A 14,564-nucleotide genomic window follows, 5' to 3' on the forward strand; every position below is an offset into this window, starting at 1 on the left:
CCTTTCCGTCATCCCCGTCGCCCGAGCCGACGTGTTCGCCGATGGGTCGCGGGGGCCGAGCTTGGAGGGTCTCGGGGACGAGACCTAGACCGATGCGGATGAACGACGGCTGAGACCTCTCGTTCCACGCCGCCCCGCGCCACGCCGTCCCGCGCCACGCCGTCCCGCGCCCCGTCGTACGAACGCCCGCGCGCCCATGGTTGCCGTGGGCCGACGGCCTCGCTACCTACGGGACGCAAGAGTTGCCATGTTCCGGGATCGGCCCGGTTCAATCCGAAGAGCGCGACACCCCGCCATGGAGCTTCTGAAGCTCGCCGCCCTCGATTCCGACGACCTCGCGGTGATCTCGGCTCACCTGCAGGACGCGATCCTGCGGGCCGAGGATCTGGCCTATCTCACCGACACCCATCGTTTCGTGCTGGTGGCCCGGCGGTTCGACTGGTCGACGGAGGAGGGGACGGCGCCGCGTCGACGCCTGACGGGCGTGCATTTCGAGCGGGTGCTCGGCGTGCGCAGCCGCGGCATCGTACCGGGCGCGTCGTCCGACACCCCCCTCGAACTCCTGGCCGTCACCTTCACGCCGGGCGAGGCTCCGTCCGGCACCGCCACCCTGATCTTCGCCGGCAATGCCGCGATCCAGCTCGACCTCGAATGCATCGAGGTGCGCATGAAGGATCTCGGACCCGTCTGGGAGGTCGATGGCCGACCCGATCACGAGGCCGTCGCCGCCGCCCGCGCCGCCGTCGAGGGACGCAACGCATGATCCGCCTCCATTCCGGCGCCGCCGATTTCGCGGACAGCTTCGCCCGCCTGCTCACGGTGAAGCGCGAGATCTCGGAGGATGTCGACGAGACCGTTCGGGGCATCATCGCGGGCGTGGTCGCGGGCGGCGACGCGGCCCTCGTCGACTACACCCGCCGCTTCGACCGCGTCGGCGAGGCGTTCACCACCGCGACCCTGCGGGTGACGGCCGATGAGATCCGGGCCGCCATCGCCGCGTGTCCGGCCGACGCCCTGGAAGCCCTGCGCTTCGCCGCCACCCGCATCGAAGCCTTCCATGCAGGCCAGGTGCCGGGCGACCACATGGGCACGGACGCCCTCGGGGTCACCAGCGGCTGGCGCTGGACCGGCCTCGAATCCGTCGGCCTCTACGTACCCGGCGGGACGGCGAGCTATCCCTCCTCGGTGCTGATGAACGCGATTCCGGCCCGCGTCGCCGGGGTGCCGCGCGTCGTCATGGTGGTGCCGATGCCGGAGGGGGCGATGAACCCCCTCGTGCTCGCCGCCGCCGATCTCGCCGGCGTCCACGAGGTCTACCGTGTCGGCGGTGCCCAGGCCGTGGCGGCCCTGGCCTACGGAACCGAGACCATCGCGCCTGTGGCCAAGATCGTCGGGCCGGGCAATGCCTGGGTCGCGGCGGCCAAGCGCCGGGTGTTCGGGCAGGTCGGCATCGACATGATCGCCGGCCCGTCCGAGGTGCTGATCCTCGCCGATTCCCACGCCAATCCGGACTGGGTCGCGGCCGACCTTCTCGCTCAGGCCGAGCACGACGAGGCCGCCCAATCGATCCTCATCACCGATTCGGCCGAGCTCGCCGACGCCGTCGAGCAGGCCGTCGAGCGCGCCCTGGTCACCCTGCCGCGTGAGAAGATCGCCCGGGCGAGCTGGCGTGATTACGGCGCCATCGTCGTGGTGCGGAACTTCGACGAGGCGGTGCCCCTGGTCGACCGCCTAGCGCCCGAGCACCTTGAGATCGAGACGGACGACGCCGAGGCCTTGGCCGCGAAGGTGCGCAACGCCGGGGCGATCTTCCTCGGCTCGCACACGCCGGAGGCCATCGGCGACTATGTCGGCGGCCCCAATCACGTCCTACCGACGGCGCGCTCGGCGCGGTTTTCGTCCGGGCTCGGCGTCCTCGACTTCATGAAGCGCACGACGATCCTGCGCTGCGACCCCGAGAGCCTGCGGGCGCTCGGACCCTCGGCCATCGCCCTCGGACGGTCGGAGGGTCTCGAAGGCCACGCCCGCTCGGTGGCCATCCGCCTGAACCTGTGAGGCGATGATGCCCGGCGCGGCCAAATCCACGGAGCCGAAATCTCCCAACCGCCTCGTGGCGGTGACCCTCGACGAGGAGTCCATCGGCCGGGGCAACCCCGACCAGGAGCACGAGCGCGCCATCGCGATCTTCGACATCCTCGAAGAGAACAGCTTCGCGATTCCGGGGCGCGAGGGGCCGTTCGCCCTCACCCTGGGGCTGGTCGAGAGCAAGCTCGCCTTCGCGATCCGCCACGAATCCGGCGATCCGGTGATGACGCACCTCCTGTCGCTGACCCCGTTCCGGCGGGTGATCCGCGATTACGAAATGATCTGCGAGAGCTACTACAACGCCATCAAGACGGCCTCGCCGACCCAGATCGAGGCCATCGACATGGGGCGGCGCGGCCTGCACAACGAAGCCTCGGACCTGTTGAAGCAGCGCCTCGAAGGCAAGGTCGACCTCGACCACCAGACCGCGCGGCGCCTGTTCACCCTGGTCTTTGCCTTGCATTGGAAGGCCTGAGCGGCGCTCTCCCGAACGTGACGTCCATCGCGCGGCAGCCGCACCCCGAAGGCTTCGTGCGTCCACCAAGACCTCGTCCACCAAGATATCGTTCACTAAGACCTGGAGCCGTCGACTCCAGCGCCCGGAGACAGTGACCGGATGGCGGACGAGGCCGGCCCGAAGAAGCGTGTCCAATCCGCCCTGTTCATGTGCAACTTCAACGCCGTGCGCTCGCTGGCGGCGGAGGCCATCGCGCGCCACTACTTCGGCAAGTCGATCTACGTGCAGTCGGCCGGGGTCCGCTCGGGCGAGCCCGCCGATCCGTTCATGGTGGCCGCGCTGGACGAGATCGGCATCGATGCGACGCGCCACAAGCCGCGGACGCTCGCCGAACTCGAGGAGTGGGAGGGGCTGAACTTCGACCTCATCGTTACCCTGGCGCCCGAGGCCCACCACGCCGCCCTGGAGCTCACCCGCACCAACGCCGTGGAGGTGGAGTACTGGCCGACGCCCGACCCGACGAACTTTCACGAAGGCTCCCGCGACCAGCGCCTCGACGGCTATCGCGACGTGCGCGACGGCCTGATCTACCGCATCAAGTCGCGGCTGAAGGGATGAGTCGTCGGATCGAGGTCACGGGTCCGTAGCTCTTCTCCAGGATGCGGGCGACGGCGTCGCGCAGCGGTTCCACCGCCACCGCCATGTGGAAGCCGTTGGCGTGGATGAGCCGGGTGGCATCGAGCATCAGCCCGACATGGCCGCGCCAGAACACGAGGTCGCCGCGCGCGAGCCCGTCGAGGCCGAGGGGGAGGGCTGCACCGAGACCGCCCTCCTGCTGGTCGGCGTCGCGGGGCGCCGCGATGCCGGCGAGATCGAGGCAGAGCTGGACGAGACCCGAGCAATCGAGGCCGAGGCTTGTGCGGCCGCCCCAGAGATAGGGGGTTCCGACGAGGCGCTCGGCAGTGGCGGCGAAATCCGGTTCCGCCCGATCGAGGGCGGCGCAATGGCCGGCGAAGACATGGTCGCCCGTGGCGAGGCGGAGATACCCGCCCGCTTCGCCCACCACCGCCGGACGAGCGCCGAGGGTGAGGTATCCGGTGGCGGGGAGCTTCAGGTCGGGGCCGGGATACAGGAAGGTCCGCAGGGCCGTGACCCGGTGCGTCGGCGCGGGATCGACCGGCCCGAGGGCGGCCTCCGCCAGGTAGCCGACATAGCCGTCGTGTCCGAGTCGGACCCAGGCGAAGCCTTCCTCGGCCTCGTAGAGGGTCACCGCGTCGCCCATCACCGCCTCGGTGTCGACGGCGGCATCGAACCGGGGCGCACGCCGCAGGGGGGCCGACGGCACCACCACCCGGCGGGCCTCGCCCACGACGTATTGGGCCGCCGCGATCCGGCCGCGCAGGCGGATGTCGGCCAGATCGGGTCGGGCCGGGATGAGGCGCGGGTCGGAGAGATCGGCAAGGTCGTCGAGCATGACCACTTATCCGTCGCGCCGTTGGTGGCCGCAACGGTGCGGCACTTCGACACGTCTCGGAAGGCGGTTTGCGACCGGCGCATCCTTTGCGTGGAAACCGAAGCGTCCGGCTCCGTGAACTCAATTCCCCAGCGATGTCTGCGACGCAACCGCCGAACGCGATTTTGTGCACTGCACATAGCCTGTCCACGGCGTATGGTGATGGAATGCCGAGCGCGAGTCCTGCCGTGAAGAAGACCCCGAAATCCTTCAAGGACCTGCCGCCGATCCGCGTGCGCCGGGAGCCACCGACGATTCCGGAGGCGGTGGCCGCCGCGCAGGATCTCGCCGACGAGGTCGAGCATCAGGTCGAGATCGCCGCCGGCCTGATCGGCCTGCCTGCCGACGAGATCCGCCCGCATGTCCTGGCCGCCGCGAAGGCCAAGCCCGAACGGATGCCCGAACGCATCCTGACGGCCGGCAGCCCGAACCGTGCGCCGCGTACGGTGATCGTCGAGCGCCGCACCCGTCCGCCCGTCATCGTCGAGCGGCGCGGGCGTCCGCCCTTGAGCCGGTAGGTTCGGACCGCCCCGGTCGCCCGGGGCGATCGGTCCTCGACTACCAGTCGAGCGTCTCGACTACCAGTCGAGCGTCTTGCCGGTGTAGTCGACGTAGACGCAGCCGGTCTGGCCGAGGCGGCCCTTGATGACGTCGGACATGCCGGTGACGCTGGTGGCGACGTCGATGTCCGCGTCCGCCCCGCCCATCTCGGTGCGGACCCAGCCCGGATGCATCAGCATCACGCCGAAGCCGGCGTCGCGGTGGCGGACCTCGAAGCTGCGGGCCAGCGTGTTCAGCGCCGCCTTGCTCGCCCGGTAATTCTCCCAGCCGCCCGATTCGTTGAGGCCGACGCTGCCGAGGACCGAACTCATGAAGGCGACGAGGCCCTTCGGCGCGAGCCGGTCGAGGAAGGCTTCGGCGAAGCGGATCGGGCTCACCGCATTGGTGAGGTAGACCTGGGCCGCCACGTCGCGCGGAACGGCGTGGAGCGGTTCATGCGCCTGCGTCGCGACGCCGGCGACCACGAAGATCAGGTCGTAGCGTTCGCCCGACAGGGTTTCGCGGAGGGACGCGACGGCGCCATCGTCGTCGATATCGGCGGTCTCGATGCGCAATGCGTCGGACGACAGGGCTGCGAGCCCCGGCGCGGTCGAGCGCTGGGTGGCGGTGACCCGCCAGCCGCGCTGCAGGAACGTCTCGACGAGGCCGAGACCGAGGCCGCGCGAGGCCCCGACGATGAGTGCGTTCTTCTGGTCTGCCATGGTGTTCGATCCTCACGGTCCGGGATCGTGGCCAGGGCGGAGCCTGGTCGCGCGTGGACCCGATGCGTCTGAGGTCGGTCGCGGATCATCCCGCGGCAATGCGCCGGAACGCCCTGGAGGTGCGCGGGCGCACGCGGGATTCGGCCATCAATCGGCGGTCTGTACCGACCATGTGGCGTGGGTGACGAGGGGCATGCGTTCGAGGGCCGTCGTCACGGCGTCGAGTTCGGCCGCCGCCACCGCCGTGGCGACGAGGGTCGCCACCACCTCGACGGTGTCCTCGCCGCGCTCCACCACTTCGATCCCGCCGACGGGGTAGTTCGCCGCCTCGAGGCGTTCGACGAGAAGGTCTCGCGCGGGGCCGACGGACTCCGCCTGCACGGTCACTTGGACCTCGTAGGTCGCCTCCGTCTGGCTCTCGTCGATCGGCGCCCGGTTGATCGCGTTGACCAGGGGGCGCAGTAAGGTGTTGCCGGCGAGCACGGCCGCCGTGACGAAGGCGGCTTCCAGGGGGAAGTCCGCGCCCGCGAAGGCGCCGACGGCGGCCGAGCACCACAGGGTCGCTGCCGTGTTGAGGCCACGCACGTTCATGCCCTCCTTCATGATCACGCCGGCGCCGAGGAAGCCGACACCGGAGATCACGTAGGCCACCGTGCGGGTGCCGCCGGCCGCCCCCTCCAGGCGCATGCCGAGATCGACGAAGGCGGCCGCGCCCACGGCCACGAGGACGTTGGTGCGCAGGCCCGCCGTGCGCTGCCGATACTGCCGCTCGGCTCCGATGAGGGTGCCGAGGCCGAAGGCGACGATGAGGCTGACGGCGGAATTGACGAATTCGGGGAGCGGCGAGGACGGGAGCATGCCGTGTCATCGCGATCCCGCGTGACGGAACCGTGACGGATCCGCCTATGCCGCCAGGAAGGCGCGCAGAGCGTCGCGTGTGCCCTCGGGGTTCTCCTCCGCGAGGAAGTGCCCTGAGATGAGATCGACGGCCGTCGCGTTGGGCGCGAAGGTGCGCTGCCAGGCGGTGAGGGGCGCCTCGGCGCTGCGGTCGAGATACCCGTCGCCGGTCAGGATCAGGGTCGGGCAGGGGATCGTGCGCTGGGCGGCGAGATCGGCGAGATCCGCCTCGCGGTCGCGGGTCGCCCCGGCCCGGTAATCCTCGCACATCGCATGGATGCGCTCGGGCACGGCCCAGCCCTGCCGGTAGAGGGCGAGGGCGGCGGGCGCGAAGGCATCGAGCGACTTGGCATTGCTCCAGTCGCGCAGCAGGCCCTCGAAATAGCCGTCGGGATCGCGTCCGATCTCGTTCTCCGGCTCGGGCGCCGGACGGGCGAGATCCTTCCAATGCGCGGACCCGCTCGACGCTTCGATACGCTCCCACTGCACCAGGGTCGGCAGGATATCGAGCAGTGCGAGGCGCGCGACGCGGCCGGGCTCGTCCAGGGCCAAACGGTAGCCGATGCGCGCGCCGCGATCGTGACCGACGAGCGCGAAATGCACGTGCCCGAGATGCTCCATCACGGCCACGACGTCCCGGGCGAGGGTACGCTTGGCATAGGTTTCATGCCGGGCATCGCCCTCGGGGGCGGCCGACCAGCCGTACCCCTTCAGGTCGAGGCAGATCACCCGGTGGGTCTCGGCCAGCGCCGGTGCGATCCGGTGCCAGCAGGCATGGGTCTGGGGAAAGCCGTGCAGCAGCAGGACGGGCGGTGCGTCCTCCGGCCCGCCGATCCGGGCAAAGAAGCGCCCGACGGGGATGTCGATCCAGGGGGCGGAGAAACCGGGGAAGAGGTCCGTGGTCACGGGGCGCGGGCTCCGACAATGGAGAGCCGGATGTAGGGCCGCCTCCGGCGGCCGACCACGCGCCGTCGGGCAATTTGCCCGACATCGACCGTGCGGCCATCGGGCCGCGCCCGCGGGATTGACGCTGGGGCCCCGCACCGGCACACCCGGACGACGTGGGTCGCTTAAGAACCCGCACCAAAAATCGTCGAGGAGACGCGCATGGTACGGCTGACCGTCCTTGCCCCGAAGGCTGTTTTCGCCCGCGCGGAGTCGTGCGCATGAGCGGTGCCGTGCTGGCCGAGCGTCCGGCCGCGCCGCCCCTCGATCAAGCCCTGCACGCGCGGGTTCTCGCCCTGCGCGACGGCCTGCTGCATGGGCTCATCGGCGCCGACATTATGGTGGAGCGCCTGCTCATCGGCCTGCTTACCGGCGGACACCTCCTCATCGAGGGCGCGCCGGGCCTGGCCAAGACCCGCGCGGTCAAGCGCCTGTCGGACGGCCTCGACGGCAGCTTCGCCCGGATCCAGTGCACGCCCGACCTCATGCCGGCCGATCTCACCGGCACCACCGTGTGGCGTCAGGATGCCGGCGATTTCGAGTTCCTGCCCGGCCCCCTGTTCCACTCCCTCGTCCTCGTCGACGAGGTGAACCGCGCCCCGCCCAAGGTCCAGTCGGCCCTGCTGGAGGCCATGGCCGAGGGCCAGATCACCGTCTCGGGCCACACCCACGGCCTGCCCGACCCGTTCATGGTGGTGGCGACCCAGAACCCCATCGAGCATGCCGGCACCTTCCCCCTGCCGGAGGCCCAGCTCGACCGCTTCCTCCTCCACGTGGTGGTGGAGATGCCCGACGAGGCCGCCGAGCGCCGCATCCTCGACCTCGTCGAGGGCGAGCTGAACCACCACGCCGAGGCGATGCCGGTGAAACTCTCGGTTGCCGAGATCCGGGCCGCGCGGGAGGCGGCGCTGGCCGTCTACGTCGCGCCCGCCCTGAAGGACTACCTTGTGCGCCTGGTGGCCGGCACCCGCACGGATTCGGCCGCGCCGGATCTGCGCGCCGCCATCGAGCACCCGGCCTCGCCGCGCGGGACCCTGGCCCTCATGCTCGCCGGCAAGGCGCGCGCCTACCTGCGTGGACGCGACCACGTCGTCCCCGAGGACATCGCGGATCTGGCCGCCGACGCCCTGGCCCACCGCATCGGCCTCACTTGGCGGGCGGCGGCCGAGGGCAGGACCGCGCGCGGCATCATCCGCGACCTCGTCCAGCGGGTGCGGGCGCTCTGAGCCCCGCCATGGCCTCCCCGTCCGTCGCCGATCCGACGCAGGCGCCCGGCATCCACCTCTCGGGCGAGGCCCTCATGGGGCTGCGCCACCTCGCCCGGCGCGGCACCTCGCCGGCGACGCGCACCCTGGCGGGCCTGCCCGGCGGCATCGTCACCCGGCGGCGCGGGCGCGGCTCCGAGCCCGACGACGTGCGCCTGTGGTCGGAGGGCGACGACCGCCGCCACATCGACCGCAACGCCACCGCCCGCACGGGCATCCTGCATGTCCGCACCCATCACGACGAGCGCGACCGCGCCGTGGTGCTCCTCGTGGATGTCCGCCCCTCGATGCTGTTCGGCACCCGCCGGGCCCTGCGCTCGGTGGCCGCCGCCGAAGCCCTCGTGCTCCTCGGCTGGCGGGTGGCCGGCGATGGCGGCCGGGTCGGCCTCGTGGCGGTGGGCGCGGGCGAGCCCGTGGTGGTGCGCCCCGCCGGGGGCGAGCGTGCCATGACGGCCGTCACGGGAGCGCTGGCCATGGCCCATGCCCAGGCCCTGGCGGACGCCGCGACCCAGGACCCGCCCCTGTCGCGCGCCCTGACCCTGGCCCAGAGCCTGCTGCCCTCCGGTGGACACCTCGTCCTCGGCACCGCCCTCGACAATCCGGGCGCGGATTTCGAGCACCTCCTCACGGTGATGGCCGAGCGCCTGTCGATCCGTCTGGTGCTGGTCAGCGACGCCTTCGAGCGGGCCCGCCCCCCGGGCTTCTACCCTTTCGCCACCCAAGACGGCCGGCGCGGCACGGTGCAGGCGAACCGGGCGGACCGCCCGCCCGGCGACGCCGATGCCCGCCTCGTCGAGTATGCCCGCCGCGGCATCGAGGGCCTGCGCCTCGATGTCGAGGCCGGACCGGAGGCCTACGCTCCCCTCATGGAACGGCTCGATGCGGTGCTGTGAAACCCGCACCGGCGGACGGTGCCCATGAATCCCGCAAACGCCCCCGCCGACATCCCCGCCAGCCTGGACCAGCTGCGCGGGCTGCACCTGCCCGCAGAGACCGCCGGCGCGGCGCAGGGGCCGGTGGTGCTCGCCATCGCGCTGGGCTTCACGGCGGCCCTCCTCGTCGGCCTCGTCCGGTACCTGAGGGCGCGGCAGGCCAACACCGTGCGCCGGGCCGCCGCGCGCGAACTCGCCGCCGCCAACGCCCTGCCGCCGGGGCCGCGCCGGGTCGCCCAGGCACGACTCCTGCGCCGTCTCGCCCGCACCCTGCGGGGCGACGCCGCGGCCTCGACGCAGGGGAGCGATTGGGCCGCCACCCTCGACGGCCTGTTCGCCACGGACTTCTTCACCAAGGGCGCCGGCCGAACCTTCGCCGACGGCCTTTACCGCCGCGAGGCGTCCGAGCCCGGCGCCATCGACGCCGAGCTCGTCCGGCTGATGCAGCGGATCGGGGCCTGACATGCCGAACTGGCTCACCGCGCTAGCCTCGGCGTTCGACCTCGCGAGCCCCTACGCCCTGCTGCTCCTGCCCCTGCCGCTGCTGGCGGCGCGCCTGATGCCGGCCGAGCGGGTCGGCTCGAGCGGGGCCCTGCGCGTGCCCGCCTCCCTCGTCGCCGCGGCGGCCCGGGGCGACAGCGTCGCCGCGCGCGGGCGGGGCCGCGCTGTGCTGGTCTGGACCCTGTGGGTGGCCCTCGTCGCCGCGCTGGCGGGTCCCCGCCTCGTCCTGCCCGCCACGGCGCTGCCGGCCTCGGGCCGTGAGATCATGCTGGTGATGGACCTGTCCGGCAGCATGGAGCGGCGCGACTTCGCCCTCGACGGCCAGACCGTGAACCGGCTGGCGGCGGTCAAGCGCGTCGGCACCGACTTCATCCGCCGCCGGGCCGGCGACCGCATCGGCCTCGTGATCTTCGCCAACGAATCCTACGTCGCCGCGAGCCCGAGCTTCGACACCGCCACCGTCGCCCGGGCACTGGACGAGGCGACCATCGGCCTCGTCGGCCGCTCCACCGGCATCGGCGATGGCCTCGGCCTCGCCCTGAAGCGCCTGACCCCACCACCCTCGGCCGAGACCGGCGAGGCTGGGCCGCCCGTGACCGCCAAGGTGGTGATCCTGATGACGGACGGGGCCAACAATGCCGGCCAGACCACGCCGCGCGACGTCGCGGGCCTCGCCAAGGAACTCGGAGTCCGGGTCCACACCATCGCGCTCGGCCCCCGCGACCTCTCCAACGCCGACGGCGAGCAGGACGTGGTCGACACCGAGACCCTACGGGAGATCGCCGAACTCACCGGCGGCCGGATGTTCCGGGTGAAGACCACCGAGGACCTCGTCGGCATGGCGGACGCCATCGACGAGATCGAGGGCGGACGCGCCAAGGCGCCGCCCGTGCCCCTGCGAAAGGACCTGTGGCCCTGGCCCGCCGCCGTGGCGTTCCTGTGCGCGGCCGGCCTTCTGGCGGCGAGGCGGGTCGCGTGAGTGTCCTCGATGCCCTCGCGATCCTGCGGCCCTGGTGGCTCGTGGCGATCCCCCTGGTGGCGATCCTGGCCCTTCGCGCGGCCTGGCGCTCGGCGCCGCTGGGTGACTGGGCCAAGGCCGTCGATCCCGGCCTGATGGCGCTGCTCGCCCGGCGCGGCGCCGTGCTCGGCGGGCGCCGGCAGGCGAACCTCGCCGCGGCGCTGACCGCCGGTCTCATTGCCTTCGCTCTCACGGGACCCGCCGTGGAACGGCCCGACGCCACCACCTTCCGCAACCTCGACGCCACCGTGGTGGTGGTCGATCTCTCGCGCTCCGTCGCCGAGGGAGGCCGCCTCAAGGACGTGCGCCAGATCGCCGAGGGCGTCGCTCAGGCGGCCGGCACCCGCAGCGTCGCCGTGGTGGTCTATGCCGGGGACGCCTATCTGGCGATCCCGCCCACCACCGATCGCGACGCCCTCGCCTCCACCCTGTTCGCGCTCGACGGCGACACGGTGCCCGACCGGGGCACCCACCCCGAACGCGGCCTCGCCCTGGCGCGCCGGACTCTTTCGGAGGCCGGCGTCATCGCGGGCGACGTGGTTTTGGTGACGGATGGCGACGGGATCGGCGAGGCCGCCGCCCGCGAGGCCGCGGCGATCCGGGCCAAGGGCTGGGCCTTGAGCGGCGTGTTCGTGCCCGCCGGTCCGAGCCTGCCGGCCGGGTCGCCGAAACCGGACCGCGCGGCGCTGGAGCGCCTCGTCGCCGCGGGCGGCGGACGCCTCGCCGACCTCGACGCACCGGGGCCCGTCCTCGATACCGTCGGGGCGAGTACGGCCCAGCACCTCGCCGCCGGCGGCTACACCGTCCTGGCCTTCGCCGATCTCGGCCGTTGGCTGATCCTGCTGGCGCTCCTGCCGGCGCTGGCCCTGTTCCGCCGGAGCGCCTGATGCCACTTGCGTTTCCGTTTCCCCGCCCGCGCCGCTGGACCACCTGGGCGCGCTTGGCCGGCCTCGGCCTCGCAGGAGTGGGCATTCTCGGCCTCGCCGGGGTGTCGCAGCCGCGCACGGGCCTCGGGCGCACGCTCATGGGCCTCGGCCTGCCCGGTGCCGCCGCCGCCATCCTCGACGATCCGGCGTGGCGCGGCCCGGCGCTCTACCAAGCCGGGCGCTACGACGAAGCCGCGGCCCTGTTCCGCGCGGCCGGGCGGCGCGGGTCCTACAACCTCGGCAACGCCCTGGCGAAGGCCGGCGATCTGCAGGGGGCACTCGACGCCTACGACGCGGCGCTCACCTACAACCCGCGCGATGCGGACGCCCAGGCCAACCGCTCCCTCATCGCCCGCCTCGTCGACGAAGGGGCGGGCGATCCCGGCAAGGGCGGCGGGGTCGCCAACGCGACCGCGACCACGGGCGCGCGCTACAACAAGACCTCGAACCAGGACCCCAACGACGACACTCAGGCGACCTCCAGCGGCGAGGGCCTGGCCGGCAACAAGGAAGGGGGCACCACCTCCTCGACGCCGGGCAACAGCAAGGTGGCGCGGCGCGGCAAGGCCGAGCAGGTCTCGGTGGATTCCGGCAAGGGCGAAGCGCGGGGCTCGGCCAGCGATGCCGCCGGGCGCGGGCGCACGGGCGCCGGTTCGGCCATGGTCGCCGCCGCGCCCGAGCGGGAAGCGCGCCGGGTGACGAAGAGCTTCGAAGCCCACGAGATCCGGCCCGACCGCCTCTGGCTCCAGACCCTGCCGGACGATCCCGGCCGCTATCTCAAGCTGCGCCTCAAGGCCGAGCAGGCCGTGCGCGTCGAGGCCGGCACGGCCGTGCCGGGGGGGAGCAACCCATGGTGAGCTTTGGCCGTCGGCCTCGGTCGTTGAACCTGACCGGTTCTGGCGGAGGAGCCACACCCTGTCCCTCTCCTTCCAGGAGAGGGGACCCGCGCTGCGATCGGCAGCCGTCTGCGGGGATTGGCATCACATCCCTTGCGATGTTGATTTTGATCATGCTCTTCGCGAACGCCCCCGCTCGCGCCGAGATCGACCCCGGCGACCTCACCCTTACGGTGACCCCGGAGCGCAACGGCAACGCCGATCCGTTCTCCCGCGAGATGGTGCTGTTGCGCATCCGCGGGGTCTATCGCCAGCCGATCCTGCTGGAGGAGGTGATCCAGCCGTCGCTGGCGAATTTCAGCTGGACCCAACTCGGCCGCGATACGTGGTCGAAGACGCGCCTGCCCGACGGGCAGGTCGCCATCGCGTTCGACCGGGTGGTGGCGATCTTCCCGCACCATGCGGGCGACTTCACCATCGAGCCGTTCCTCCACCGGCTGACGGTCAACGACGGCGGCGTCCGGAAAGTGGTCGACGTGCCCTCGCCCCCGGTGCAGCTCTCCGTCGCGAACTGGACGAAGCCCGTCGGCGGGCCCGACGCCAAGGAGCCATGGTGGCTTCCGGCCCGCGAGGTCACCATCACGGATTCGTGGAGCCCGGACCCGGAGACGGTGAAGATCGGCGAGAGTACCCGGCGCATCGTCACCCTGGAGGCGCACGGCATGGTCGCCGAAGGCCTGCCGCCCCGGCCGGTCATGCGCACGCGCGGCATCCTCACCTTCGCCGGACCTGTGACCCGCGAGACCATCATCACCCCCACCGGGCCCATCGCCCGGGCGACCTACCAGTGGGACGTGCGCCCCGCCATCGCGGAGGTGATCCCGTTGGACGCCATCATCATCCCGTGGTTCGACACCGTGTCGCGCACCCTGCGCGAGGCCGAGATTCCGGCCCGGCAGATCGGCGGCGGCCTGCCCGACCGGGAGGAGGACGCCAAGCCGATCACGCCGGCCTCGCCCCTCGTCGTGGTCGGGGCGGCCCTGGCCGCGTTCGGGCTCGGTCTGGCGCTCGTCGGGTTCGGGGCGCCCACGCGGTCGCGCGCGCGCCTCGATCGCGCGACCCGACGGGCCCTCGTCCTGGCCGCCGCCGCCGGTGACGCGACCGCCTTCCGGGCCCGCCTCGCACCCGTCCTCCAGGGCGCGCCGGATCTCGCGCGGGCCTGGCGGGCGGACCCCGCCATCGCCGCCGGCCTCGATGCCCTCGACGGCACCCTCTACGGGCGCGGTTCGGTCACCGCCCCCGACCTGACGGATCTCGCGCGTCGCCTCGGCCGGCCGGTCCGAGCCGCCGCTCCGACCGGAACCGATCGCGGACGTCTGGCCGACCTCGACGGGCGGGCCTGAGGGCCGGCATGGTTAACCACCGGTTTACGTCCCTCTGCCAACCCTGACGCGCGGGGAGTGGGTGGATGCGGCGCAGGGTGACGGCGACGGGGCGGTCTTGGCGCCCGGGGGGGCTGATCGCCCTCGGCCTTCTGGTCGGCTGGCCGGCCCGTGCGGCGGACTTCCTCGACGCCGGGCGCCCCACCGAAGGGTATGAAGCGCTCGACGGTGTCGCGCCGTTGCCGCGTTATTTCCCCCGGGCCGAAGGCGACGATTCGGTGGTGCGCCGGGCCCCCGTCCCACGCCGTCGCGTGGCCGGGTGCATCCCGCGCCGCGCACCCGTGCCCACCGACCGGCCCGGTGACCCGAGCTATGTCGGTTCCGCCTATGGCCTCGGCAAACCGAGCTATTACGGTTTCACGCCGCCGCTGGGCGTCGACGATCCCTACGGCCGCCCCCTGCTGCCCTACTGTCCCTAACGACTGGCGCGGATGCGGGCGGGCGTTTAGGTCTGCGGCCAGACCCGTGACCCGGACGGAAGCCGC

At 72.3% G+C, this 14,564-nt stretch carries 17 protein-coding genes; 13 read left to right on the forward strand and 4 right to left on the reverse strand.

From position 1 onward, the window contains the following. Positions 1–295 precede the first annotated feature (295 nt). From ASF27_RS13760 to ASF27_RS13775, 4 genes are all read left to right on the forward strand, one after another. The gene (locus ASF27_RS13760; RefSeq protein ID WP_056360799.1) at positions 296–763 is read left to right on the forward strand and encodes a DUF2948 family protein; all 468 of its coding nucleotides are present in this window, start codon (positions 296–298) and stop codon (positions 761–763) included. Further along, the gene (gene hisD / locus ASF27_RS13765; RefSeq protein WP_056172684.1) at positions 760–2,055 is read left to right on the forward strand and encodes a histidinol dehydrogenase; all 1,296 of its coding nucleotides are present in this window, start codon (positions 760–762) and stop codon (positions 2,053–2,055) included. The genes ASF27_RS13760 and hisD overlap by 4 nt, the downstream gene beginning before the upstream one ends. A 7-nt stretch (positions 2,056–2,062) precedes the next feature. Then, positions 2,063–2,560: a UPF0262 family protein gene (locus tag ASF27_RS13770; RefSeq protein WP_056173010.1), complete on the forward strand. Its 498-nt coding sequence runs from the start codon at positions 2,063–2,065 to the stop codon at positions 2,558–2,560. A 141-nt stretch (positions 2,561–2,701) separates the two neighbouring features. Then, a complete protein-coding gene (locus tag ASF27_RS13775; protein WP_056172687.1) occupies positions 2,702–3,160 on the forward strand; it encodes a low molecular weight phosphatase family protein in 459 nt (152 codons plus the stop codon). On the opposite strand, the gene ASF27_RS13780 is transcribed toward ASF27_RS13775, so the two are convergent. After that, positions 3,138–4,016 (reverse strand): NlpC/P60 family protein, encoded by an 879-nt coding sequence (locus ASF27_RS13780; RefSeq protein WP_056360802.1) that lies wholly within the window; start codon positions 4,014–4,016, stop codon positions 3,138–3,140. The two genes, ASF27_RS13775 and ASF27_RS13780, sit on opposite strands and share 23 nt — an antisense overlap. Positions 4,017–4,243: 227 nt before the next feature. Here ASF27_RS13780 and ASF27_RS13785 point away from each other — a divergent pair, with 227 nt between their 5' ends. After that, the gene (locus ASF27_RS13785) at positions 4,244–4,573 is read left to right on the forward strand and encodes a hypothetical protein (protein WP_244473084.1); all 330 of its coding nucleotides are present in this window, start codon (positions 4,244–4,246) and stop codon (positions 4,571–4,573) included. A 60-nt stretch (positions 4,574–4,633) separates the two neighbouring features. Here ASF27_RS13785 and ASF27_RS13790 read toward each other — a convergent pair whose 3' ends face one another. The 3 genes from ASF27_RS13790 to ASF27_RS13800 all read right to left on the reverse strand — a co-directional run bounded on the left by ASF27_RS13790 (position 4,634) and on the right by ASF27_RS13800 (position 7,120). Then, a complete protein-coding gene (locus tag ASF27_RS13790; protein WP_056360806.1) occupies positions 4,634–5,317 on the reverse strand; it encodes an SDR family oxidoreductase in 684 nt (227 codons plus the stop codon). Between the two features lie 147 nt (positions 5,318–5,464). Next, positions 5,465–6,175 carry an MgtC/SapB family protein gene (locus ASF27_RS13795; RefSeq protein WP_056360809.1) on the reverse strand — a complete coding sequence of 237 codons (711 nt, stop codon included), beginning with the start codon at positions 6,173–6,175 and terminating at the stop codon, positions 5,465–5,467. A 45-nt stretch (positions 6,176–6,220) separates the two neighbouring features. Next, positions 6,221–7,120 carry an alpha/beta hydrolase gene (locus ASF27_RS13800; protein WP_056360812.1) on the reverse strand — a complete coding sequence of 300 codons (900 nt, stop codon included), beginning with the start codon at positions 7,118–7,120 and terminating at the stop codon, positions 6,221–6,223. Positions 7,121–7,380: 260 nt separating this feature from the next. Here ASF27_RS13800 and ASF27_RS13805 point away from each other — a divergent pair, with 260 nt between their 5' ends. From ASF27_RS13805 to ASF27_RS13840, 8 genes are all read left to right on the forward strand, one after another. Further along, a complete protein-coding gene (locus tag ASF27_RS13805; RefSeq protein ID WP_056172704.1) occupies positions 7,381–8,385 on the forward strand; it encodes an AAA family ATPase in 1,005 nt (334 codons plus the stop codon). Between the two features lie 8 nt (positions 8,386–8,393). Beyond that, entirely contained in the window at positions 8,394–9,317 is a 924-nt protein-coding gene (locus ASF27_RS13810; RefSeq protein ID WP_056360815.1) for a DUF58 domain-containing protein, read from the forward strand. A 24-nt stretch (positions 9,318–9,341) separates the two neighbouring features. Then, complete coding sequence (locus tag ASF27_RS13815; protein WP_056172710.1) at positions 9,342–9,818, forward strand: DUF4381 family protein; 477 nt, start codon at positions 9,342–9,344, stop codon at positions 9,816–9,818. A 1-nt stretch (position 9,819) separates the two neighbouring features. Then, the gene (locus ASF27_RS13820; protein WP_056172713.1) at positions 9,820–10,836 is read left to right on the forward strand and encodes a VWA domain-containing protein; all 1,017 of its coding nucleotides are present in this window, start codon (positions 9,820–9,822) and stop codon (positions 10,834–10,836) included. After that, on the forward strand, positions 10,833–11,762 hold the full coding sequence (locus tag ASF27_RS13825; protein WP_056267123.1) for a vWA domain-containing protein: 930 nt from the start codon (positions 10,833–10,835) through the stop codon (positions 11,760–11,762). Before ASF27_RS13820 ends, ASF27_RS13825 begins: the two co-directional genes overlap by 4 nt. Next, complete coding sequence (locus ASF27_RS13830; protein WP_056266832.1) at positions 11,762–12,658, forward strand: tetratricopeptide repeat protein; 897 nt, start codon at positions 11,762–11,764, stop codon at positions 12,656–12,658. Before ASF27_RS13825 ends, ASF27_RS13830 begins: the two co-directional genes overlap by 1 nt. A gap of 152 nt (positions 12,659–12,810) precedes the next feature. Continuing rightward, positions 12,811–14,040, forward strand: a complete 1,230-nt coding sequence (locus ASF27_RS13835; protein WP_244481008.1) for a hypothetical protein — start codon at positions 12,811–12,813, stop codon at positions 14,038–14,040. A gap of 65 nt (positions 14,041–14,105) precedes the next feature. After that, positions 14,106–14,498 carry a hypothetical protein gene (locus ASF27_RS13840; protein ID WP_056172724.1) on the forward strand — a complete coding sequence of 131 codons (393 nt, stop codon included), beginning with the start codon at positions 14,106–14,108 and terminating at the stop codon, positions 14,496–14,498. Positions 14,499–14,564: the final 66 nt, after the last annotated feature.

Source organism: Methylobacterium sp. Leaf102 (assembly GCF_001422425.1).
Lineage (GTDB): Bacteria > Pseudomonadota > Alphaproteobacteria > Rhizobiales > Beijerinckiaceae > Methylobacterium.

Excerpts from the sequence above, each read along its gene's own strand:
- ASF27_RS13760 (WP_056360799.1), top strand. The coding sequence starts at position 296 with ATGGAGCTTCTGAAGCTCGCCGCCCTCGATTCCGACGACCTCGCGGTG.
- hisD (WP_056172684.1), top strand. The coding sequence starts at position 760 with ATGATCCGCCTCCATTCCGGCGCCGCCGATTTCGCGGACAGCTTCGCC.
- ASF27_RS13770 (WP_056173010.1), top strand. The coding sequence starts at position 2,063 with ATGCCCGGCGCGGCCAAATCCACGGAGCCGAAATCTCCCAACCGCCTC.
- ASF27_RS13775 (WP_056172687.1), top strand. The coding sequence starts at position 2,702 with ATGGCGGACGAGGCCGGCCCGAAGAAGCGTGTCCAATCCGCCCTGTTC.
- ASF27_RS13780 (WP_056360802.1), bottom strand. The coding sequence starts at position 4,016 with ATGCTCGACGACCTTGCCGATCTCTCCGACCCGCGCCTCATCCCGGCC.
- ASF27_RS13790 (WP_056360806.1), bottom strand. The coding sequence starts at position 5,317 with ATGGCAGACCAGAAGAACGCACTCATCGTCGGGGCCTCGCGCGGCCTC.
- ASF27_RS13795 (WP_056360809.1), bottom strand. The coding sequence starts at position 6,175 with ATGCTCCCGTCCTCGCCGCTCCCCGAATTCGTCAATTCCGCCGTCAGC.
- ASF27_RS13805 (WP_056172704.1), top strand. The coding sequence starts at position 7,381 with ATGAGCGGTGCCGTGCTGGCCGAGCGTCCGGCCGCGCCGCCCCTCGAT.
- ASF27_RS13810 (WP_056360815.1), top strand. The coding sequence starts at position 8,394 with ATGGCCTCCCCGTCCGTCGCCGATCCGACGCAGGCGCCCGGCATCCAC.
- ASF27_RS13815 (WP_056172710.1), top strand. The coding sequence starts at position 9,342 with ATGAATCCCGCAAACGCCCCCGCCGACATCCCCGCCAGCCTGGACCAG.
- ASF27_RS13820 (WP_056172713.1), top strand. The coding sequence starts at position 9,820 with ATGCCGAACTGGCTCACCGCGCTAGCCTCGGCGTTCGACCTCGCGAGC.
- ASF27_RS13830 (WP_056266832.1), top strand. The coding sequence starts at position 11,762 with ATGCCACTTGCGTTTCCGTTTCCCCGCCCGCGCCGCTGGACCACCTGG.
- ASF27_RS13835 (WP_244481008.1), top strand. The coding sequence starts at position 12,811 with ATGCTCTTCGCGAACGCCCCCGCTCGCGCCGAGATCGACCCCGGCGAC.
- ASF27_RS13840 (WP_056172724.1), top strand. The coding sequence starts at position 14,106 with ATGCGGCGCAGGGTGACGGCGACGGGGCGGTCTTGGCGCCCGGGGGGG.